The organism is Moraxella bovis, assembly GCF_025985205.1.
In the GTDB taxonomy this organism is placed as follows: Bacteria; Pseudomonadota; Gammaproteobacteria; order Pseudomonadales; family Moraxellaceae; genus Moraxella; species Moraxella bovis.
In genome coordinates, this window is the sequence record NZ_CP087840.1 from 732,689 (window position 1) to 754,362 (window position 21,674).

The following is a 21,674-nucleotide window of genomic DNA, read 5'->3' on the forward strand; positions in this document are numbered from 1 at the left end:
GTTATTCTCTTTGTTGTTTTAAACATGAAGGGATGTGATAAAACTGCCAAAAATTCACTTGCTCTGGACTGATATGGATTTGGCTGTATTCGGGGACGATTTTATAAAGCGATAACGTCTGAGTGTCGCTCAAAATCTCGCCTTGCATGTTGGTTGAGACTATCCAGCTGATTTGAGGTGTGGACTGATTGATAAGTTGTCCCACATAGCCTTCGGGAGCGCTGATGGTCTTGCCTGTACTAGGCACGCCCGCTCCGAATGTTTGGATATAAGTCTTGGTCAAAACCAGTATATCCTTGTCTAACTCATACACTTCTTGCCAATACTGCTTTTCTACTGAATGTCGCCATTTTAAAATAAAGCCATCAGGCAGACGACAACGAGCGAGCGTGTGGTGATGAGTGTCGGCGGTTAATATTACCGCATTGTTGGTAGGGGTAAATATCCCCATCAGACAAAGGATAACCATAGCCATGCTGATGATGACTATGGTTTTTGGGTGCTTGATGATAATGACTTACTTCTTCTCTTCGATGGTCGTTTTAACAGTTTCGGTAGTTGCTTCGCTCTCTGTGGTTTGGACGGTGTCGCCAGAGATGGGTTCGTTGGCAGTAGCAGCACCCATTTCATCATAGTAACGTTTTGCCCCTGCATGTAGTGGTGCAACCAAGCCTGTCTGAGCCTTAGCAATGTCAATGTCTTTGGCGGCTTGGTGAGCGTTTTGCAGGGCAGGCAAGTTTTCAAAGAGTGATTTGGTTAAAAGATAAACGTCATTTTCGCTCAAATCACTACGCACCACAAGGGTGTTTAAAATCGCCGCCGTTGGCACATCTTCGGTATTGCTGTAGGTGCCTTTGGGAATATTCATGGGGACAAAGTAAGTTTTGGTTTTGGCAATCTCGGCAAGTTTGTCAGCAGGGATGGCAACCATTTGTAATTGAAAGCCTTGTTCTAGCTCCATGAGCGATGAGTTAGGCAGACCACTGGTCAAGAACGCTGCGTCTAACTTGCCTGATTTTAGACCGTCAGCCGCTTCGGCATAACCTAAATAATCCACCTTAACATCGTTATAAGTGATACCAAAGCCCTCAAGCAAAGCACGAGTGGCGACTTCTACGCCTGAGCCTTGGGCGCCAACAGCGATACGTTTGCCACGCAAATCTTCAATGCTTTTAATGCCTGAGGCTTGTGAGGCAACAATCTGCACATAGTTGGGGTATAGCGTGGCGATTTGTGACACGCTGGTAAGTGGGGCTTTAAAGTTGCCTGTACCGCTTACCGCTTCGTTAAGAGCGTCACTCATGACAAATGCCATTTCTAGTTTTTTCTGGTCAAGTAGGTTTAGGTTCTCAACCGATGCCCCTGTGGTTTGGGTTTTGGCGTTGGCACCGAACTGACTGGCATAGCCTTCAGCAAGTGAGGTGCCGATGATGTTATAAGGACCTGACGCACCGCCTGTGCCGATGGTTACAAATTTGGTTTCTAACTTATCGCTTGCAGTAGTGCTTGTGTTTTGGCTACTGTCAGTTTTTTGCTCGGCAGATTTGTCGCCACCACAAGCGGTGAGTAGGGTAGATGTACCGATGATACAGGCGAGGGCAAGTTTGTTGAATGCTTTCATGAATTACTCCTAAAATAAAGAAGGTTGCCATTGTCATCATTTAGACACAATTTTAACAAGATAATACAGTCAAAAAAAGTTGTCAATAAAAAATTATGTTTTTTGAAATCATGGAGTATTTAATTTGCCAAAAGCACAAAAACACCACCCAAAGGCGACATTTGATTTGGAGCGATTTGTTTGGGTTTTGTGGGTGGTTTTATGTGTAAGCTGTGGTTTTAAGTGATAATGGCATGATGACTTAATTTTATTAAAACATCGCTCCCAACCACCCAAATTTGACCGCATTGTCATAGATGATTTTTAGGGCGATGATGGTCAAAATATAGGGTAGGGCAGTTTTTAGCCATGCCATTGGGATTTTGTGGCGAAGTTTGACCCCAGCCCATGAGCCTAGCGAGGCAGAGATTGCCATCAGTACAATGACCTGCCAATATGCCAAAAATTGAAATTCCAATATCGCATAAATTGCCAACTTAAACACATGAACAGTCGTCATCATGAGCGAGCCTGTGGTGACGATGACATCATTATCCTCATATTTTTTCATGAGTAAGGGCATATGAAGTGGACCAGGAGCTCCGACAAATAAACCTATGCCCGTTTGTAAAAAACCAATTAAATAAAAGTTTTCAAAACTTTTTAATAAGTGATTAATGGTTTTTGACCATTGGGTAAGTAAAATATAAATCGCAATAAATAACGGAATAAGTTCTAAATGGATAAATCGCACCACCGTACCAAATACTAACATACCTGCCACCGCCCCCACCGCAAAAGGACGAACATAGGTAAAATCCATTTGATGACGACCAAACCAAATGCGACTGACATTGCTGGCAAGCTGTGCTGAGCCATGCACGGGAATGATGGCACTGGCGGTTAGAAACATTGGCATGAGCCCCAGTAAAATCGTGCCACCGCCAAGCCCTGTAATGCCAGCAAGAGCAGATGTAAAAAAGTTGATAATCCCTAAAATAAACTCATTGGACATGGCAATATCAGTATCATAAACATGGCATTAATGTAGCAATATTTCATATAAAATACAATCATGTATTTTATATATTGCACCATTTTTTTATAAAATATGTAATGATATAATTTATATGTACAACAAGCCATCAACTGTGTATATAAAGTGTATTATTACATGTTATGAATTAATGATGGTTTGCTGATTAAAAAGCCATTATTTTTTATAAAATTTATATATTTTTTGTTGCAAAATGTTTTTTATTTTTATATGATAAGTGAAGTTTTGTGATAAGCCGTTTGGATTAATGATAAATTATCGCAAAATGAATATTGGACTTATCCCAATAAAGCCACTAAGTTTAGGTATGAAGGGTGTGGTTTTATTGGGTTTTTATACCTTAAAATATCGGAGTGGTATATGAAAGCTTTTAAATACGGAGCGATTGCCCTATCTATCTTGGCACTGACTGCATGCGGTGGCGATAAACAACAAGCTCAATCAGGCACAACAGGCGGTGATACAAGCGTAGCAGGCGAAGCCCCAAAACGCCCTGAATGTATCGCCCCTGCCAAACCAGGTGGCGGTTTTGACCTAACTTGTAAACTTGCTCAGTCAGGCTTACAAGACTTAGGTCTGCTTGATAAACCCATGCGTGTTACCTACATGCCCGGTGGCGTGGGTGCGGTGGCATACAACAAAATCGTTGCCAACGACCGCAAAAATGGCGATGCGATTGTGGCGTTCTCCACAGGCTCTATCCTAAACCTATCACAAGGCAAATTCGGTCAATTCACCGAAAAAGATGTGAAATGGCTTGCGGCGGTGGGTACAGATTATGGCATGGTGGCGGTAAACGCAAGCTCACCTTACAAAACCCTGAACGACCTAGTTGATGCCTTGAAAAAAGACCCCAAATCTATCTCCTTTGGGGCAGGTGGTAGTGTGGGCGGTCAAGACTGGATGCAAACAGCTCTACTTGCCAAAGCGGCTGGCATTGACCCAAATACTATGGGCTATGTGGCGATGGAGGGTGGCGGTGAGGCAGTAACAGCGGTACTTGGCAACCACATTCAAGTGGTGTCGGCAGGTATTGCTGAGGTCATGCCTCATGTGAAAGCAGGCAAATTGCGTGTGCTTGCGGTGTTTTCTGCCGAGCGTTTGGAAGGCGAGGGCTTTAAAGACATTCCTACTGCCAAAGAGCAGGGTTTTGACATTGAGTGGCCTGTGATTCGTGGTTACTACATGGCACCAGAGGCATCTGATGCATCCTATAACTGGTGGAAAGGTCAATTTGACAAAATGCTGGCTGACCCTAAATTTGCTGAACTTCGCACCAACCGTGAACTTCTGCCATTTGCCATGACAGGCGATGAACTTACTAAGTATGTCTATGAGCAAACAGAGGAGCTACATGCTTTGTCGGCTGAGTTTAACTTGGTTGAAGGTAATGTAACCACGCCAAAAGCAGAAGAAAAGCCTGCTGATGCTCCTGCCGAAGAAGCTAAACCTACTGAAGAAAAAAGATAATCATCATCTCATGATGACAAAACCAATCCTGTTTTGGGATTGGTTTTTTAAAAAGGAAATTTTATGGTAGATCGTATATTTTCAGGGCTTATGCTTTTGGTGTCGCTCATTTTGCTTGTCATGGCATGGGGCTATACCGCACCCATTTCTTATGACCCCATCGGTCCCCGCCCTTATCCTGTCATGCTATTGACTCTTTTGGCGGTATTGAGTGCAGTGATTGTGTTTCGTCCTGCCAAATTTGCCGAAAAAATCGAATTGGGTCTCAATAAGCCCATCATCAAAAACCTAGCGTTTTGTACCATTGCCATGACTTTGTATGCTGTGCTGTTTGAGATGCTTGGCTACATCGTGGCGACCACACTCATGGCATGGGCGGTGGGTGTGTTGTTTAATGGTAAATGGCACAAGACACTCATCGCCTCTTTGGTAATGGCGGTAGGCACATATTATTTGTTTAATGGTCCGCTAGAAGTGAGCCTGCCTGCGGGTATTTTGAGGCCAATTTTGGGGTAAATCATGGATACTTTAAATTTTTTAATGCAAGGCTTTGCTGTTGCGACCGCACCTCAAAACCTAATCATCGCTTTGGTTGGGGCATTTATTGGTACGATTGTGGGTATGCTCCCTGGGCTTGGTCCAATTAACGGCGTGGCGATTTTGCTACCGATTGCTTATGCGATGGGTCTGCCACCTGAGAGTGCGTTGATTTTGCTTGCTGCTGTTTACTTAGGCTGTGAATATGGCGGTCGTATCTCAGCGATTTTACTAAATGTGCCGGGGGACGCGGCGGCGATCATGTCCACGCTGGACGGTTATCCGCTTGCCAAACAAGGTAAGGCAGGGATTGCCTTGTCATTATCCGCCCTAAGTTCGTTCATCGGTTCGATGATTGCCATCACAGGGGTGGTGTTGTTTGCACCGCTTTTGGCAAACTGGGCGATTAGCTTTGGTCCTGCTGAGTATTTTGCCCTCATGGTCTTTGCCTTGACCTGTCTTAGTGGCTTGGTGGGCGATGCTCCCCTAAAAACAGGTATTGCGGCAGTCATTGGGCTACTGCTTGCCACTGTTGGTGTTGATGCGGTAACGGGTGTGTATCGTTTTACCTTTGGTTTGGTCAATTTGTCTGATGGCATCGCCTTTACCACCATCGTCATCGGCTTTTTTAGTGTGAGTGAAATTCTCATCATGCTAGAAAAGACAAGCGTGGGTCAAAAAGCCCTAGAACAAGGCAAGCGTGGCATGGTCAATGTCAAAGAATTCATGTCGGCAGTAGGTGCGATTGTGCGTAGTGGCTTGACGGGCTTTGTGGTGGGTGTGCTACCAGGGGCGGGTGCGACCATCGCCTCAGCGATGACCTACTCAAACGAGCGTAAAATCGCAGGCGAGAGTGGTAAGTTTGGCGAGGGCGACTTACGAGGTATCGCGGCTCCTGAGGCTGCCAACAACGCCTCTGCCTGTGGTTCGTTCATTCCCATGCTGACGCTCGGTGTGCCAGGTTCGGGTACGACTGCCGTGATGATGGGTGCTTTGACCCTGTACAACATCACGCCCGGTCCTCAGCTTTTTGCTGAGCAACCTGACATCGTGTGGGGCTTGATTGCGTCTTTGTTTATCGGTAATGTGATTTTGCTGGCGTTAAACTTACCGCTTGTCAAATTCTTTGCCAAACTGCTCGACATTCCAAACTACATCCTAATCCCAGCCATTGCGGCGGTGAGCTTTGTGGGTGTATATTCAATTCACAGCACCACTTTTGACCTCATGCTGATGATTGGGCTTGGTATTTTTGGTTATTTCTTGCGTAAGCTCAATTTCCCATTGTCAGCCCTTATTTTGGGTTATGTACTTGGTCATTTGATGGAATCTAACCTACGCCGTGCGTTGTCCATTTCACAAGGCGATTTGGATATCCTATGGCAAAGTGGCATTTCCATGACTTTGTGGGTGCTTGCCATCATCATGGTGATTTTGCCGATTTATCGTGTGATTAAAGGTAAAAAAGTGAAAAAAGTTCACTAATCATTCATAAAAGTATAAAAACACCCTAAAAGTAAGTGATTTTGGGGTGTTTTTTTGATATATTTAAAAGAATATGGCTAAAATAATGCCGATGATTGCTATGATAATGATAAGATCAAACACGGCGGAGAAAAAATCGGCTCTAGCCCAAAAAGTATGCTACACCCACCCATGGTTGATATAATGAAACACCAAGTCAAATGCTTTAAGATGATTGGTTAGGTTTTTAGAGAAACAACACGTTTTTCTAAATGCTCGCCTAACAAAGGCTCTAAGCCTTGTGTTGTTGCCTTCAATACCAACGGTAAAGCGTTTGCCCACTTGTTTGATAGAGTGCTTAAAAGCAACAAGAAAGCTGTCCCAATCATCACAAGCAATTTTGTTAAAACTCATACCTAAACTCATCTATCTTTAAGGTATTGTAATGCTTTTGTCTTGGTTTGATTTGGTGATTACTGTTTGCAAGCACGCTAAATACTTTACCCTTACTGACTTGTTCAAGTATCACAATGTCAGCAATACGACAACCACAAGCTGACATTAAGCGTATTTTGTCATTGATGTAAGATTGACAACCTTTGTCAGTAAGCTGTAAATGATGAACAAACTGTCTATGACAATCTTTGCAAAAATAGCTCTGTTTGCCATAGCTTTCTATGCCATTTTTCTTTATACTAACCGACAGGCAACTTGGGCAAGTAATGGTAATTTGTGTCTTCATAACCGTAAATTACCAACTTTTGTGCAAGTTGTCTTTTTAGTTTTTGTTATAGCATACTTTTTGGATTACTACCTAATAAACAATACAGTCATGATGACACAAAATAGAACTGTTATTATCATTTTACCCATTCCAAAAAATAAAAGTTTCATTATAAGGCGGGGGGACTTGTCAATAACAAATAACTCGTGTGATCTATGAATTTGTTATAAAGGTGTGGTGTTTTTTGGGCCAATGTCGTTTGTGGTTTTGATATAAAAATACCCCCCAAACGTGGGCGGTTGGGGGCGTTGTTGGTTTATTTTGTTTTGGGGTATGATGAAATTTTGTCATTCATAGGGATTGCCAACCCCAACCCCTGCCAAAATCTCAATCTCAAACCCTTCCATTTCATCTTGTTCTGCTTGCCCAAGCTCATGGTCAAACCCAAGTAGGTGCAAAATGCCATGCACCAGCAAATGGGTTAAATGATTTTCCACCGTTTTGCCTTGCTCATCTGCTTCACGCACCGCCACATCATGGCAAATCACCAGCTCGCCCAGTGGTATATTATTCATCATTTGACAGACATCGCTTGGTATGTCGCTTGGGTAGGATAAAATGTTGGTGGCGTAGTCTTTGCCCCGAGCGTCAAGGTTGAGCTCACGCCCCTCATCTGTGCCACAGACATAAATATCCAAAGATTTTGGCAAATCTATCCAGTTTTGAGCAGGTAGTTCATCAAATGGATAATAGGGCAACGCCAAACCGTGCGTGATTTTGTCATTCATCACCGTTAAGGCATGATTAAAAATCTCTGTAATTTTTATTTCATTATAAATTGGCAACTCAGCAAGACCTGCCACATCATCGGCAAAACTGAGCGTTATTTCATTCATCATTGCCGTCCTTGCCATCTTGACCGCTTTTGTCGTCTTTTATGCTATTTAAAAAGGACAAGGCGTTTAACGTACGGTTTAGCTCTTGTTCCTCTCGTTGTTTTTTGCGGATTTCGGCTCGCTCACTCTCGATTTTGCTTTCCACCGCATCATAAGCATCATAAGCGTCAATGATTTTTTGCACCAGATGATGACGCACTACGTCTTTACTGCTAAACTGCGTGATGTGAATGTCCTCAATATTTGCCAAAATCTGCAACGCCACCGCAAGTCCCGACTTATGACCACGGGGCAAATCCACCTGCGATGTGTCGCCTGTGATGACTGCACGACTTCCAAAGCCAAGCCGTGTTAAAAACATTTTCATCTGCTCAGGCGTGGTGTTTTGGGCTTCGTCTAAGATAACAAAAGAATTGTTTAAAGTCCGCCCACGCATATAGGCAAGTGGGGCAACTTCGATGATTTGGCGTTCGATGAGCTTACCCACCTTTTCAAAGCCAAGCATTTCATACAAAGCATCATACAGAGGGCGTAAATAGGGGTCAATTTTTTGGGTCAAATCGCCCGGTAAAAAGCCTAATTTTTCGCCAGCTTCCACCGCAGGGCGGACAAGCAAAATTCGCTCAATCTCGCCACGCTCTAACATATCCACCGCCACCGCCACGGCAAGGTAGGTTTTGCCCGTGCCAGCAGGACCTACACCAAACGAGATGTCGGAGAGCAGAATATTGCGCACATATTCGGCTTGGTTGTGTCCTTTTGGCGTGATTTTGCCTTTGCGAGTCGATAGGCTCACAGGCGTGTGCGTTTGGGTAGTCTCTGGATTTCGGGCAAGGCTTGCTTGGATAAGTAGGTGCAAGTCCTCTGGGGCGATGTCGTCTGATTTTTTGGCAAGCTCATAAAGCTCGCCCAGCACATATTGGGCGCGCTCCACTTGGGTCAAATCGCCTGTGAGTATAAAGTCATTGCCACGATTGACAATGCTAATATCAAGGCGGTCTTGTAGGTATTTTAGGTGCGTGTTGTATTCGCCAAGCAGGGTGCGAAGCTCAAAGGGGGTCAGTTCAAAACTAAGGGTGTGAGTTAGGCTCAAATGGGTTTCCTTTTTAAAAATAAAATAGGTGTTGTCAATCATGCTTTGGAATATGATTTTGGGGTAAATGCGGTTGATTAACCTTAATATATACCAATTCTGCATTTTAAAAATCATGTTTTTGTAGGGGCGTGCTGAGCGCGCCTGTCGATATACCCCAAATTTAACAACACCAAAACAAAAATCATCAAGGCTTATATGCTTTCAAAAAACAAAAAATCAAGCCGTAAAATAACATTCAAACAACAAAAAACCCTTTTCCAAAATAGAAAAGGGTTTTTAAATATGGCTCCCCAACCTGGGCTCGAACCAGGGACACACGGATTAACAGTCCGATGCTCTACCGACTGAGCTATTGGGGAATGGTGGGTCGTGCAGGATTCGAACCTGCGACCAATTGATTAAAAGTCAACTGCTCTACCAACTGAGCTAACGACCCGCTAAGCACAAGGCTTATTCGGTCATCTAGGATAATGGTGGGTCGTGCAGGATTCGAACCTGCGACCAATTGATTAAAAGTCAACTGCTCTACCAACTGAGCTAACGACCCTTATCACTAAACGTGGTGCGTATTATACAGGTAAATTTTGATACGTCAAGCGTTTTTTATGAAATTTTTAAAAATTTAACAAAATAAAAGGCTTTTGGGGCTTTGGCATTGCTTTTTTGGGGGCAGTTGCTTAAAATTAGCCAATCATTGATGAAATTGAGTTATTTAAAAGGCAATCTTATGCAATCTGTCCAAGTCAAACTCCTAAACCCCAAAATCGGCACTGACCCTGCCTTTCCCCTACCCACCCGAGCCACAGACGGCTCGGCAGGCATAGACCTAAGGGCGTGCATTGATGAAGCTGTGGTTATCAAAGCGGGCGAGACCAAACTCATCGGTACAGGCATGGCAATTTATATCAAAGACCCCAATTTTGCAGGGATTATTTTGCCACGTTCAGGACTTGGGCATAAGCATGGCATTGTGCTTGGTAATCTTGTTGGTCTGATTGATGCTGACTATCAAGGCGAGCTGATGGTGTCAGTGTGGAACAGAGGCGATAGCGATTTTATCCTAAATCCTGCCGAACGCATGGCTCAATATATGGTGGTGCCTGTGGTACGTCCAAGTTTTGAGATTGTCGATGAATTTAGCGATGACAGCGAGCGTGGGACAAGTGGGTTTGGTAGCTCTGGGATTAAGTGATTGATTTTATTGGTAATTGATAAATTTTTACAACTATTTGAAAGGAAAATGCCATGCAATACAAAGCCCCAAACCACAAATCCCTAACCCTAGACGAAGCCAAACACACAAGCGAGGTCATCACGACCGCCCTGCCTTATATCCAGCGTTATAAAGATAAGCTCATTGTCGTTAAATATGGCGGTAATGCCATGACCGACCCTGTGTTAGAAAGTTCTTTTGCCCGAGATATCGTCCTACTAAAAACGGTCGGCATTCATCCTGTGGTCGTGCATGGCGGAGGTCCGCAGGTGGATAATCTCATGAATGAGCTTGGACGTGAGTCTGACCGCATAGACGGCATGCGAGTTACCGACAAAAACACGATGAACGTGGTAGAGATGGTGCTGGGCGGTAGCGTAAACAAATCTATCGTCAATCTCATTAACAAACATGGTGGCAAAGCAATTGGTCTGACAGGTAAAGATGCCAATCTCATCACCGCCGCCAAACTTGCCATGACGGATAAAGATGGTAGCCCCATTGATTTGGGCTTTGTCGGTGAAGTCGCCCACGTCAATACAGATGTCATCAATATGCTAATCCATAGCGACTTTATCCCCGTCATCGCTCCACTAGGTGTGGACGAAAATGGCGAGACTTATAACATCAATGCCGATCTAGTGGCAAGCCGTGTGGCCCAGTTTTTAAATGCCGAACGCCTACTTCTGCTCACCAACATCAAAGGCGTGCTAGATAAAAGTGGCAATATCCTGACCAGTCTATCGCCCACAGACGTGGATGATCTCATCGCTGACGGCACCATCAGCGGGGGCATGATACCCAAAATCGCAGGGGCATTGGATGCAGTCAAAGCAGGGCTTAGAAGTGCGACCATCGTGGACGGGCGAGTGCCACACGCTTGTTTGCTTGAAATCTTTACCGAAGAAGGTGTGGGAACGCAGATTTTAAGGGAAGTTTGAGTTTAAATCAGGCAAATTTGCATTTGGCGTAGGGTGGGAAAAACCTGCCATCTAAAATGTAAGTCATTCAATTTATTAGATTTTACAATTAAAATCCAACTTGTAAAACAAACTTGCCAATGACAATCATAATACAAAAAAGGTGGGCTTAGCCCACCCTACACCACTGTTATCTACCTAAGGAAATTCTTCGCTAGGATAAGGCATATAAATCTGATAACCGTATTTTGCTGTAATCAAACAGCCATTATCCAGCCATTCAACTTTTAAATTTTGATAATCTCAAAAGTTTTCATCAACCACCATCATCACACCTCTCGGCAAAACCTTACCATTAGCAAAAGGCGTTAAGAAAAACCGATGGTAATCATGGCTAGATAACCAAGCGTTATAGTTAGTGCCATTGGTCGCTACTGACAGCACCAAAGTATCAGATGGATTTTTCCATTGGTATAAGGTGTCAGATGAGCGGTTACTCAGGATGATAAAAACAATCCCTGCTAAAAACCCAGCCACAAAGACAAAACACTTCGTAAGATTTGTTTTCACTGTCAAGCCTTTCTAAATAACCATTAGAGTAAACCACATTCACTCAACAGGATTTAATTAAATTCCCCCGCCCACTCACTCTCATCAAAGCCGATAAGTGCCACGCCATCGCCGATGACGATTGGGCGTTTTAACACGCTTTGGTTGGCTTTGACAATCTCATACATGGCACTCGTGTCGCCACTGGTCAAGATGGCTTTGGTGTCATCGTCCAATTTGCGGTAGGTTGTGCCTTGTTTGTTGATGACTTTTTCGCCAAAGGTTGCCACAAATTTGGCAAAATCATCTTGGCTTAGTACCGACTTTTTATAATCAAAAAATTCATGTGCTATGCCGTTTTGATTTAAAAAATCAAAGGCTTTTTTCATGGTGTTACAGTTTTTTATGCCGTAAATGGTCGTCATGGGGGTGTCTCGCTTTACAAAATATTGGCAAATTATAGCAAAAATCGGCTATAATAGCGTGTTAAATTTTTTATTTTTGAGTTAGCCCATCATGAGCCTAAACAATTACGATTTTAAAGCCATTGAACAAGCCCAGCAAGCCAAATGGCAAGCTGATAACCGCTACCACACCGACAATAACGACAATGGCAAACCCACCCGCTATATGCTCTCCATGTTCCCCTATCCAAGCGGTAAGCTCCACATGGGACACGTTCGCAACTACGCCATTACGGACGTGTTGTCTCGCTACTACCGCCAAAAAGGCTATGACGTCATGCAGCCGATGGGCTGGGACGCTTTTGGCTTGCCTGCCGAAAACGCCGCCATTGACAACGAGGTTGCCCCCCATGCGTGGACGATGTCCAATATCGAGCATATGCGTGGGCAACTAAAATCGCTAGGTCTTTCCATTGACTGGTCTCGTGAGTTCGCCACTTGCAATCCTGACTACTATAAATGGGAGCAATGGCTATTTTTACAGCTTTACAAAAAAGGCTTGGTATATAAGAAGCTATCCACCGTAAACTGGGACCCTGTGGACAACACCGTCCTTGCCAACGAACAAGTCATAGACGGTCGTGGCTGGCGGTCGGGGGCGGTCGTTGAAAAACGTGATATTCCGATGTATTATTTTAAAATCACCGACTATGCGGACGAACTGCTTGACGATTTAAAACTGTTAGAAAACAAATGGCCAAAACAAGTCCTAACCATGCAACACAACTGGATTGGCAAAAGTCATGGCATGGAGCTTGATTTTACCTATGAGTTAGACGGTCAAGCGGACAAACTCACCGTCTTTACCACTCGCCCTGATACAATCATGGGCGTAAGCTATCTTGCGGTATCGGCAGAGCATCCGCTTGCCCAATATGCGTCTCGCCAAAATGAAAAAATTGCCGAATTTTGCAGGTTGTGCAAACAAGGCTCGGTTGCCGAAAGCGAACTTGCCAAAGCTGAAAAAGTAGGCATGGATACAGGGCTATTTGCCAAGCACCCTGTAACGGGCGAAGATGTGGCGATTTGGGTTGCCAACTATGTACTGATGAGCTACGGCTCGGGGGCGGTCATGGGCGTGCCTGCTCATGATGAGCGTGATTTTGAATTTGCCAAAAAATACAACTTGCCAATCAAGCAAGTCATTGAATTGAAAGGCAAAGAATACAGTACAGATGCATGGCAAGACTGGTATAGCGACAAAAATGGCGTGTGCGTAAATTCAGGCGTACTTGACGGCATGGATAAAGACACCGCGAGTGCCAAAATTCTAGAAGTCGTGGGCGATAAGGCAAACGCCACCATTCAATACCGCCTGCGTGATTGGGGCGTATCTCGCCAACGCTACTGGGGCTGTCCGATTCCGATGATTAACTGTCAGTACTGCGGAACGGTGCCTGTACCTGAGAGCGATTTGCCTGTGGTGCTACCTACCGATGTCGTGCCTGACGGTCATGGCAATCCTTTAAAATCACTGCCTGAATTTGTGAACTGCACCTGCCCAAAATGCGGACAACCTGCCGAGCGTGAGACCGATACCTTTGACACCTTTGTGGAGAGTAGTTGGTACGCCCAACGCTTTACCACGCCCCACGATGACACCCAAATGGTCGGCAGACAAGGTGCGGACAAATGGCTGTCGGTCAATCAATATGTGGGTGGGATTGAACACGCCATTTTGCACCTATTGTACGCTCGCTTTTTCCATAAAGTCATGCGTGATGAAGGCTTGGTTGGCGGTAGTGAGCCGTTTGAGTGCTTGCTGGCTCAGGGCATGGTACTGGCAGGGACGTTTTATCGTGAAAAAGCGGACGGCTCAAAAACCTACTATTTCCCTTATGAAGTGGAAGTGCGTGGCAATGAAGCGGTGCTGATAGCGGACGGCGAGCCTGTTACCATTGGCAAAATTGAAAAAATGTCAAAGTCCAAAAACAACGGCGTGGACCCGCAGACCATCATGGGCGAATACGGAGCGGACACAGTACGACTGTATACCATGTTTACCGCCCCTGCTGACCAAACGCTAGAATGGTCAGACTCTGCCCTAAAAGGTCCTTATAATTTTGTCAAAAAAGTATGGCGACTTGCCGATGAGCATTTGACTGCGATTGGTAACGTGGAAAAATCCGCCCTAGACGTGGCAAACCACAGCCTATCCAAATCCGCTAAAGCCCTACGCCGTAAGACCCATGAGACCATTGCCAAGATTGACACCGCCTTGGGCGAGCATTTGGCTCTGAACACGCCTGTATCGTCCCTTATGGAGCTTGCCAATGACATTGGGGCGTTTGATGTAGCAGACGGTGGCGATTTGGCGGTACGTCATGAAGCGATTATTACGCTTTTGACAATCCTATCGCTATACGCTCCGCACGTTGGCGAGCATTTGCTAGAAGTGTTTGGGTTTGACAGTCGCACACTTACCTTCCCAACGCTTGATAAATCGGCTCTCGTGAGCGACAGCATTGTCATGGCGGTGCAAGTAAATGGCAAAGTGCGTGGCGAGATTGACGTACCGACAGGCACGGACAACGGCACCATTAAACAAATGGCTCTATCGCATGAGAGCGTTGCCAAATTTATCACAGGCGAACCCAAAAAAGTGATTGTGGTGCCAAATAAACTTGTAAGTGTGGTTGTTTGATTGTGTTTAAATAGATGTGTGGGGTAAATAATTCGCTCCACACGTCTAATCCATTTTATTAAAATTATCCATTACATGATTTATTATGCCAAAAACCAAACTGTTTAGCCTATTATCCAACATCGCCATTTTAGCCAATTTGGTCGTGGGATTTTTGCAAATTCATTGGGCGGTGATTGCCGTCTTTATCGTCATCCATGCCGTGCTTCGACTGGGCTATTTAAAGGCAGAAAGCGAAAGCACTGTGCGTGATGAAAACACCACCCAAACCAGCATTGCCCCGCCTGTCGTGCGTAATATCGCAAGTGTGATTACGGCGGTGATTTTGGCGGTGGCGATTTATTGGGTAGGTTTTGGTGTGGCGTATTTTGTGAAGTGATTTGATACAAAATAATTTAGAAAAGGACAACCATGCCAAAATTTTTAACCGCTCCATTGTTAGCATTAGCCGTCTTATCTGCCCTAACTTTATCGGGGTGCGGATTTGCCTTGCGTGGGACAGGCGAGAGCTTGCAGATAGCCCCTGCTTATCAGACCGTGCAGTTAAGCCTAGATGACAGCCAGGAAAACTTGCACCTAAAACGAGCCATGACCAAGCATTTGGAGCTTATGCACCTAAAAACAGGGTTTAGCACCAACCAAATCCGTGTAGATAACTTGCGGTTTCGCCGTTATGAGTTGGTCGGCACTTTGACCGAGATTCGTCTGGCGCTAAGTGCGGACGTCAAAATCACCGTTGGCACAAAAACCACCACCGCCCCCATGCAAGTGGAGCAAAGCTATCAATATAACGAAGCGAGTGTGGTAACGCTTGACCAGCAGGGCGAAGAGAGTAGGGGCTGGCTCTATGACCAGCTAGGCGAACGCATTGCCGAGCGTTACCGAGCCATGGCACGCTAAGCGAGCAGACCGTGCAACAGCGATTTTTACCGCTTTTTCATCATCTCAAAAACGACAACACCACGCCCACACAGGGGCTGTGGGTCATGCACAGTGATGAGCCACTTCTGCACCAATGGCTCATTGACGCCTGTCGCCCCCAATGGTCGGCAAATAACCAACTCATCAAACGCATGGAGCTTTCGTCCGCCAAATCATGGCTGGACGTGGTCGCTGAGCTAAATGACTTATCGCTGTTTGGTGACAGTACCGCCTTGATAGTTACAGGCAATCACAAGCCCGACACTAAGGCAATCGCTCGCCTTACTGCCTTTGCTGATGACGTGGCAGGCGGGCATAGCCATAATCATCTCATCTGGTGCCTGCCCAAGCAAGACAAAAAATCACTTGCCACCAAAGCCCTAAAACTCTTTGATAATCAAGGGCTTATCATTGACGGCAATGTCTATAATGAGTCAGTGCGTACCGACATTTTGACCGCCAAAGCCCAAGAGCTGGGGCTAATCCTAAGCCCTGATGCGTGGCAAATGCTCCTATCGCACACCGAACATCATCTGTTGTCGGCATATCAGACCCTGTGGCGGACGTCCTTTTTATACACGCATGGACAGATGATTGGCGTGGACGAGCTAGAACGGTCGCTTGTGGACGGGGCGGATTTTACCGTGTTTCATCTGTCGGATGTCATACTTGCAGGAGATGCTCAAAAAAGCCTTGCTATTTTACATCACCTAAAACGCACCGACACCGCCCCAAGCATTGTACTGTGGGCGATTGCCAAAGATGTACGGCTGATTCTGCAAATTCAGGCAGGTAAAGCCCCAAGCGAGCTGAGTATTTGGCAAAGCAAGGCATACATCTACGAGCAGACGGCACGGCGACTGCACGGGCAGGGCGGACGGTGGTTGTCCGATGTCTATGCCATTGATAAGGCAATCAAGGGCGTGAGCGATAAAGATGTGTGGCAACTGCTGACCGATTTGGTGCTGTCGGTGTGTGGGGTAGGGGCAAGGCAAGGGTAAATGGCGGACATCATTAATTACAAAACGTTACCATTTCACCATAAAAATTTATAAAAAATACTTAGGGTTTAATTGTTGTTTAAAACAAAAATTTTTTAATGACTGTTGGGTTTTTAAAAATTGCGTTGGTTATACTTAGATTTTTTAAGACAATTTTTAAGATAAATGTAAATTTGACAAAATTAGAAGTAAATGAATTGTTTTAAAATCAATCATAATATAGGGCAAATTGTTATTTATTCTGCAAGCCTATCATTAACCATGTCAAATTTAAAAACTTTATTTTTTGGTGGTAGTCTAAAAAGTATGCTGAACTAGGTTTTCCGTTCTCCCTGAGCCTGCCTGCGGGTAGGAAAACGGTTAGGTTTCCCAAGCTCGCCACGAACGGTTTTCTTTGTAGTATACTTTTTGAACCAGAGCCTATTTTTTTATCAATATTAATTTAGGGCGTGCCTACCATTGATAACATTTTTATAAAATAAGATGAGAACTTGAAAATTTCAACCAATTTTTGCATGAAAAATGGCTAAATCTTGTGGCTCGAAGTCAAAAACTTATCTAATAGAAGACTCACAGCCTCAAGTTTTTTCCTTGAAAAACGTGCGATTTTTCTCATTTTTCATTGCAAATACCAAAGTTCAACACACCCTAACAATTTACCCATTTTTCAAAATACCAATTTTTTTAAAATTAATCTCCATTCTGCTATTTTTTTGGAAAGACCCATGTCCACCGCCAAAAAATCCAAATTCCCCCTAAAATGGCTTATTATTGCCATTGTACTTATTATCCTTGCCTATTATTTCTTTAAACCCAAAGAAACCCCACATCCTACCTAAACGCCGATGCGGTCATGGGCGACATTGAAAACACGGTCATGGCATCAGGCAAGGTCAAGCCTATTTACAGCGTGGACGTGGGGGCTCAGGTGTCAGGGCGGATTGTCAAGCTGTATGTGGACGTGGGCGATGAAGTCAAAAAAGGCGACCTAATCGCCCAAATCAACCAAGTAGAACAAAAAACACCGTCTCCAATGCAGGTGCCAATCTACAACAAGCCCAAGCGAGCCTTGCCCAAGCCCAAGCAAATCTGGCGTCCAGTCAAGGCAATGTGGCAAGCTCAGAAGCCACCTTACAAGCACGCCTTGCCGAACTCAAAAAAGCCGAACAGTCCTTTGCTCGCTTGGAGAGCCTTTTAAAAATTGATGCAGTCAGTCGCCAAGATTATGACGATGCCCAAAGTGCGGTCGAGGTCGCTCGTGCCAACGTGGACGTGGCAAGGGCAGGTGTGCAAAACGCCAAAAATGACGTTGCCACCGCACAGGCGAATATCCAAAGCCAGCGAGCCAGCATTAACAAAGCCCAAAATGACCTATCCACCGCCACCGAAGATTTAAGCTACACCACCATTGTCGCCCCTATGGACGGTACGGTCGTTTCCGTTACCCAAAAAGAAGGCACAACGGTGAACGCCATGCAGTCCGCCCCGACCATTGTCAGGCTTGCCGATCTTAGCCGTATCCGCATTAACGCCCAAATTAGCGAGGCGGACGTGGTAAACGTAAGTGCAGGAATGCCTGCTCGCTTTAACATCATTGGCAATACCCAGCAGCAGTTTGACACCACGTTGGCAGGGGTCGAGCCTACCCCCGGCTCAAAAAACGCCCTATTTGGCGTGATAAACCGCCTAAAAGAAGCCTTTAAAATGTCTATCTATGCCATGAAAGCCCATAAAATGCGAACGCTTTTAACCATGCTTGGGATTATCATCGGTATCGCCTCTGTGGTGTCTATCGCGGGGCTTGGGCAAGGCTCGCAAGCCAAAATCCTAGCTGACATCAATGCGCTAGGCGCCAACACCATTACCGTAATGAACGGCTATCCCTTTGGCGATGCCAGACGGCGGTTCGGACGAGATAATCTCACCGTGGCGGACGCCCAAGCCGTTGCCGATCAGCCTTATGCCTTGTCGGCAAGCCCCATGGTCAATAAAACATGAATATCCGCTTTGAAAACATCGATGCCACGGGGACGATTAATGGCGTTGGTAAAGATTATTTGTCGGTAACAGGCGAAGTTCTAAGCATAGGGCAAGGCTTTGATGATGAGAGTATCAGCAGTGCCAGTCAGGATGTCATCATCGACCAAAACGCCTATAAGACGTATTTTAATAACGAAGGCAATCCCATCGGGCAAACCCTGCTCATCGGCAACGTCCCTGCTCGTATCGTGGGCGTGTTGTCTGAAAAACATCGTCCTTTGCCCGCACCAGTAACTCGCCCACCGTCTATATGCCTGACACTACCATCATGTATCGCATGCTTGGCACCAGCTACATTGACCGTTTTGTTGTACTCATAGATGATGACACGCCGTCCGCCATTGCCGAGACTGCCATTTCTGAGCTTATCAAATCACGGTACGGCACGGACGATTTTAACATCATGAACACCGACAGTATCAAAGAAACGGTGCAGTCTACCACCACCGCCATGACCCTACTCATCTCGTCCATTGCGATTATCTCGCTCATCGTGGGTGGTATTGGCGTGATGAACATCATGCTTGTGTCCGTCACCGAACGCACCAGCGAGATTGGCGTGCGTATGGCGGTTGGGGCAAGGCAGTCGGATATTTTGGGGCAGTTTTTGATAGAAGCGGTGCTGGTGTGTATCTTGGGCGGTGTCTTAGGGATTTTACTTGTCTTTGGTGTGGGCAGTCTTGTCAATAAATTTGGGGGCGACAGCGTGGGTGTGATTTACTCGCCCCTATCTATCGTGGTTGTCTTTGTCTGCTCAACGCTCATCGGTATTGTGTTTGGCTTTTTGCCTGCTCGTAATGCGTCAAGGCTCAACCCTGTGGATGCGTTGGCTCATCATTGATTTGGATTTTAGGATTGTTTTTTAAAATCCATGTGCTATCAAGAGCGAATGGGTTTGTCTTGATAAATCAAGTGTTTATGTAAAATTGAGAATGAAGTAAAATGCCACTTTAAACATAAAAAGTGGCATAAAATCATAAAGTCAGCAAACTTTTAAATCTCGGCAAGCATTCGCCCAGCAGGTAGGGCAAAATAGCTTAATATTCCATCACAGCCTGCCCGTCTAAATCCAATAAGGCTCTCCAAAATCACCGCTTCGGTGAGCCAGCCGTTTTGAATGGCCGCCATGTGCATGGCATACTCACCCGAGACTTGATAGGCAAAGGTTGGTACGCCAAAATTGTCTTTAACTTCACGCACCACGTCCAGATAGGGCTGACCGGGTTTTACCATGACCATGTCCGCCCCCTCGGAGATGTCAAGGGCGACTTCATGTAAGGCTTCGGCTCGGTTGGCAGGGTTCATTTGGTATTGTTTTTTGTGTCCTTTTAGGTTGCCTGATGAGCCGACCGCATCACGAAAAGGTCCATAGTAGGCGGAGGCGTATTTGGCGGAATATGCCATGATGGCAGTATTGACAAAACCGTCTGCTTCTAGGGCATCACGCATGGCACGAATGCGACCGTCCATCATGTCCGATGGCGAGATGACGTCCGCCCCTGCCCGAGCGTGGGCAAGTGTTTGTTTGATGAGTGCTTCGGTGGTGATGTCGTTGACCACATAGCCTGACTCATCAATAATGCCGTCTTGACCGTGCGTGGTGTAGGGGTCTAGGGCGACATCAGTCATGACGATAAGCTCGGGGCAGGCGTCCTTGATGGCAGAGACGGCACGCACGGCGAGGGTATCTGCGTCATAGGCATTATCACCATTGGGCGATTTTAGGGTAGGGTCAATCACGGGGAAAATATCCACCATTCGCACGCCCGTCTCATACAGCTCTTTACAATGCCTGATGAGTAGATCAATGGATAATCGCTCGATATTTGGCATGCTTGTGATGGCTTGGCGTTGGTTTTGCCCTTCGATGACAAACACAGGGGCGATGAGATGGCAGGGTTTTAGATGAGTTTCGGCGACCATCTCACGAATGCCGTCCGAGACACGCAAACGGCGTAGGCGGGTATGGGGAAAAGTGCGGTTAAAGGTGTAATTTGACATATTTTTGACCTTGATAAGCTTGACAAAGATATTAAAAGATAGCAAGATAATTATACACCTTTTTTAGGATTATTAGGATAAATCATGAAACGTTTTAAATTTTCCCTATTGGCACTATTATTGTAAGTATCACAGTCCACGCCAACGACAGCGCGGGCTATGTGGGCGTAGGCGGGGTGTGGTACATCAAAAATCCCAATATCGCCATGAAAAGCGAGGATTTGTACATCAGCAAAGACATCATCAAGGTGGCGTACGAATTTAAAAACCTAACCAATAAAGACATTTGCCAAACTGTGCTGTTTCCCTTGCCAAAGATGAGCATTCAACACGATGGGGATTTTGCGGACACAGAGGAGACACTTAACAGCTTTAAGGTGTGGGCGAACGGCAAAGCCATTACCCCAAAAATGCACGTGAGAGCCTTTTTATATAAAGGACATGATGAGCAATCAGAGCTTGATGTAACGGATGCGTTTAGGCAATGCGGTTTTTCGGATAAAGAGATTTTGTCTGCGTATCATCATGTCAATTATGATGAAAGTTTGCCCAATATATACGCCAAAATCCGAGCCTGCAAGCACCCAACGCTATATCGTCTTATCACCGAACAAGACACGCATTGGAAGTCGCAGGCAATCTATGAATGGACACAAACATTTAAAGCCAATACTGTCACTCGCATTAACCACAGCTATCGCCCCATGGTGGGTGGCGGTGTCTTTTTCGATGAAAGTCTAGACAGTAATTTTTGTTTGGATAAAGCCACTCGGCAAAACTTGGATAAAAAAGCAGGCACGCACCCTTTGTCTTATTCGGCGTTGGGCTATTTGCTGACCACGGGGGCAAACTGGGCAAAGCCGATTGAGCGGTTTAAACTCACTGTCGAGCGTGATAGCAATGAGATTATGTCGTTTTGTTGGGCAGGTAGAGGCAAAGTGAAAAAAGTGGGGCAGGGAAAATTTGAAGTGATTGAAAATAACTTTGTGCCAAAACAAGACATTGATGTGGCGTTTATTCGGGTTAAATAAACGGCAATCGGGTAAGTGTAGGCTTACCCGATTTTTATCAACTTGC

The 21,674-nt window shown here is 45.4% G+C and carries 18 protein-coding genes, 3 tRNA genes and 4 pseudogenes; 13 read left to right on the forward strand and 12 right to left on the reverse strand.

All coding sequences use genetic code 11. The annotated features are described in order from the left end of the window. Window position 1 precedes the first annotated feature (1 nt). The 3 genes from LP107_RS03700 to LP107_RS03710 all read right to left on the reverse strand — a co-directional run bounded on the left by LP107_RS03700 (window position 2) and on the right by LP107_RS03710 (window position 2,615). Complete coding sequence (locus LP107_RS03700) at window positions 2-469, reverse strand: DUF1850 domain-containing protein (RefSeq protein WP_264682813.1); 468 nt, start codon at window positions 467-469, stop codon at window positions 2-4. Between the two features lie 48 nt (window positions 470-517). After that, window positions 518-1,621 (reverse strand): TAXI family TRAP transporter solute-binding subunit, encoded by a 1,104-nt coding sequence (locus LP107_RS03705; protein WP_112742526.1) that lies wholly within the window; start codon window positions 1,619-1,621, stop codon window positions 518-520. 250 nt (window positions 1,622-1,871) lie between these two features. Then, window positions 1,872-2,615, reverse strand: a complete 744-nt coding sequence (locus LP107_RS03710; protein WP_078274002.1) for a sulfite exporter TauE/SafE family protein — start codon at window positions 2,613-2,615, stop codon at window positions 1,872-1,874. A gap of 402 nt (window positions 2,616-3,017) precedes the next feature. Between LP107_RS03710 and LP107_RS03715 the strand changes: the two genes are divergently transcribed. From LP107_RS03715 to LP107_RS03725, 3 genes are all read left to right on the forward strand, one after another. Further along, window positions 3,018-4,127, forward strand: coding sequence for a Bug family tripartite tricarboxylate transporter substrate binding protein (locus LP107_RS03715; RefSeq protein ID WP_078274003.1), 1,110 nt, complete (start codon window positions 3,018-3,020; stop codon window positions 4,125-4,127). A gap of 63 nt (window positions 4,128-4,190) precedes the next feature. After that, window positions 4,191-4,643: a tripartite tricarboxylate transporter TctB family protein gene (locus LP107_RS03720; RefSeq protein ID WP_112742525.1), complete on the forward strand. Its 453-nt coding sequence runs from the start codon at window positions 4,191-4,193 to the stop codon at window positions 4,641-4,643. Between the two features lie 3 nt (window positions 4,644-4,646). Then, on the forward strand, window positions 4,647-6,149 hold the full coding sequence (locus LP107_RS03725; protein WP_112742524.1) for a tripartite tricarboxylate transporter permease: 1,503 nt from the start codon (window positions 4,647-4,649) through the stop codon (window positions 6,147-6,149). 159 nt (window positions 6,150-6,308) lie between these two features. Here the strand turns inward: LP107_RS03725 and LP107_RS03730 are convergent. The 6 genes and pseudogenes from LP107_RS03730 to LP107_RS03755 all read right to left on the reverse strand — a co-directional run bounded on the left by LP107_RS03730 (window position 6,309) and on the right by LP107_RS03755 (window position 9,391). Continuing rightward, window positions 6,309-6,870 (reverse strand): annotated as a pseudogene (locus tag LP107_RS03730) (IS1 family transposase). Between the two features lie 329 nt (window positions 6,871-7,199). Continuing rightward, a complete protein-coding gene (gene ybeY, locus LP107_RS03735) occupies window positions 7,200-7,751 on the reverse strand; it encodes an rRNA maturation RNase YbeY (protein ID WP_112742523.1) in 552 nt (183 codons plus the stop codon). Next, window positions 7,741-8,841, reverse strand: coding sequence for a PhoH family protein (locus tag LP107_RS03740; protein ID WP_112742836.1), 1,101 nt, complete (start codon window positions 8,839-8,841; stop codon window positions 7,741-7,743). The genes ybeY and LP107_RS03740 overlap by 11 nt, the downstream gene beginning before the upstream one ends. A gap of 286 nt (window positions 8,842-9,127) precedes the next feature. Further along, a tRNA-Asn gene (locus LP107_RS03745) sits at window positions 9,128-9,203 on the reverse strand. 1 nt (window position 9,204) lies between these two features. Further along, a tRNA-Lys gene (locus LP107_RS03750) sits at window positions 9,205-9,280 on the reverse strand. Between the two features lie 35 nt (window positions 9,281-9,315). After that, window positions 9,316-9,391, reverse strand: a tRNA-Lys gene (locus tag LP107_RS03755). 180 nt (window positions 9,392-9,571) lie between these two features. On the opposite strand from LP107_RS03755, the gene dut reads away from it, so the two are divergent. After that, window positions 9,572-10,036, forward strand: a complete 465-nt coding sequence (dut, locus tag LP107_RS03760) for a dUTP diphosphatase (RefSeq protein ID WP_078274031.1) — start codon at window positions 9,572-9,574, stop codon at window positions 10,034-10,036. 53 nt (window positions 10,037-10,089) lie between these two features. Next, on the forward strand, window positions 10,090-10,998 hold the full coding sequence (gene argB, locus LP107_RS03765; RefSeq protein WP_112742522.1) for an acetylglutamate kinase: 909 nt from the start codon (window positions 10,090-10,092) through the stop codon (window positions 10,996-10,998). A gap of 282 nt (window positions 10,999-11,280) precedes the next feature. On the opposite strand, the gene LP107_RS03770 is transcribed toward argB, so the two are convergent. Beyond that, entirely contained in the window at window positions 11,281-11,547 is a 267-nt protein-coding gene (locus LP107_RS03770) for a hypothetical protein (RefSeq protein ID WP_112742521.1), read from the reverse strand. 53 nt (window positions 11,548-11,600) lie between these two features. Next, a complete protein-coding gene (locus tag LP107_RS03775; protein WP_078274009.1) occupies window positions 11,601-11,951 on the reverse strand; it encodes a Spx/MgsR family RNA polymerase-binding regulatory protein in 351 nt (116 codons plus the stop codon). Between the two features lie 91 nt (window positions 11,952-12,042). Between LP107_RS03775 and leuS the strand changes: the two genes are divergently transcribed. The 7 genes and pseudogenes from leuS to LP107_RS03810 all read left to right on the forward strand — a co-directional run. Next, entirely contained in the window at window positions 12,043-14,634 is a 2,592-nt protein-coding gene (gene leuS / locus LP107_RS03780) for a leucine--tRNA ligase (RefSeq protein ID WP_112742520.1), read from the forward strand. 85 nt (window positions 14,635-14,719) lie between these two features. Further along, on the forward strand, window positions 14,720-15,013 hold the full coding sequence (locus LP107_RS03785; protein WP_078274011.1) for a hypothetical protein: 294 nt from the start codon (window positions 14,720-14,722) through the stop codon (window positions 15,011-15,013). Between the two features lie 32 nt (window positions 15,014-15,045). Then, entirely contained in the window at window positions 15,046-15,534 is a 489-nt protein-coding gene (locus tag LP107_RS03790) for an LPS-assembly lipoprotein LptE (protein ID WP_078274012.1), read from the forward strand. An 11-nt stretch (window positions 15,535-15,545) separates the two neighbouring features. After that, window positions 15,546-16,556 (forward strand): DNA polymerase III subunit delta, encoded by a 1,011-nt coding sequence (gene holA, locus LP107_RS03795; RefSeq protein ID WP_112742519.1) that lies wholly within the window; start codon window positions 15,546-15,548, stop codon window positions 16,554-16,556. A gap of 877 nt (window positions 16,557-17,433) precedes the next feature. After that, a pseudogene (locus LP107_RS14580) lies at window positions 17,434-17,544 on the forward strand (hypothetical protein); the annotation flags it as partial. 101 nt (window positions 17,545-17,645) lie between these two features. After that, window positions 17,646-17,804: pseudogene (locus LP107_RS14585) on the forward strand (hypothetical protein); the annotation flags it as partial. Between the two features lie 408 nt (window positions 17,805-18,212). Beyond that, window positions 18,213-19,437: pseudogene (locus LP107_RS03810) on the forward strand (ABC transporter permease); the annotation flags it as partial. 152 nt (window positions 19,438-19,589) lie between these two features. Here LP107_RS03810 and hemB read toward each other — a convergent pair. After that, entirely contained in the window at window positions 19,590-20,597 is a 1,008-nt protein-coding gene (gene hemB, locus LP107_RS03815) for a porphobilinogen synthase (protein WP_078274032.1), read from the reverse strand. A gap of 176 nt (window positions 20,598-20,773) precedes the next feature. Here hemB and LP107_RS03820 point away from each other — a divergent pair, with 176 nt between their 5' ends. Beyond that, window positions 20,774-21,628 (forward strand): DUF4424 family protein, encoded by an 855-nt coding sequence (locus LP107_RS03820; protein WP_245952201.1) that lies wholly within the window; start codon window positions 20,774-20,776, stop codon window positions 21,626-21,628. Window positions 21,629-21,674 lie beyond the last annotated feature (46 nt).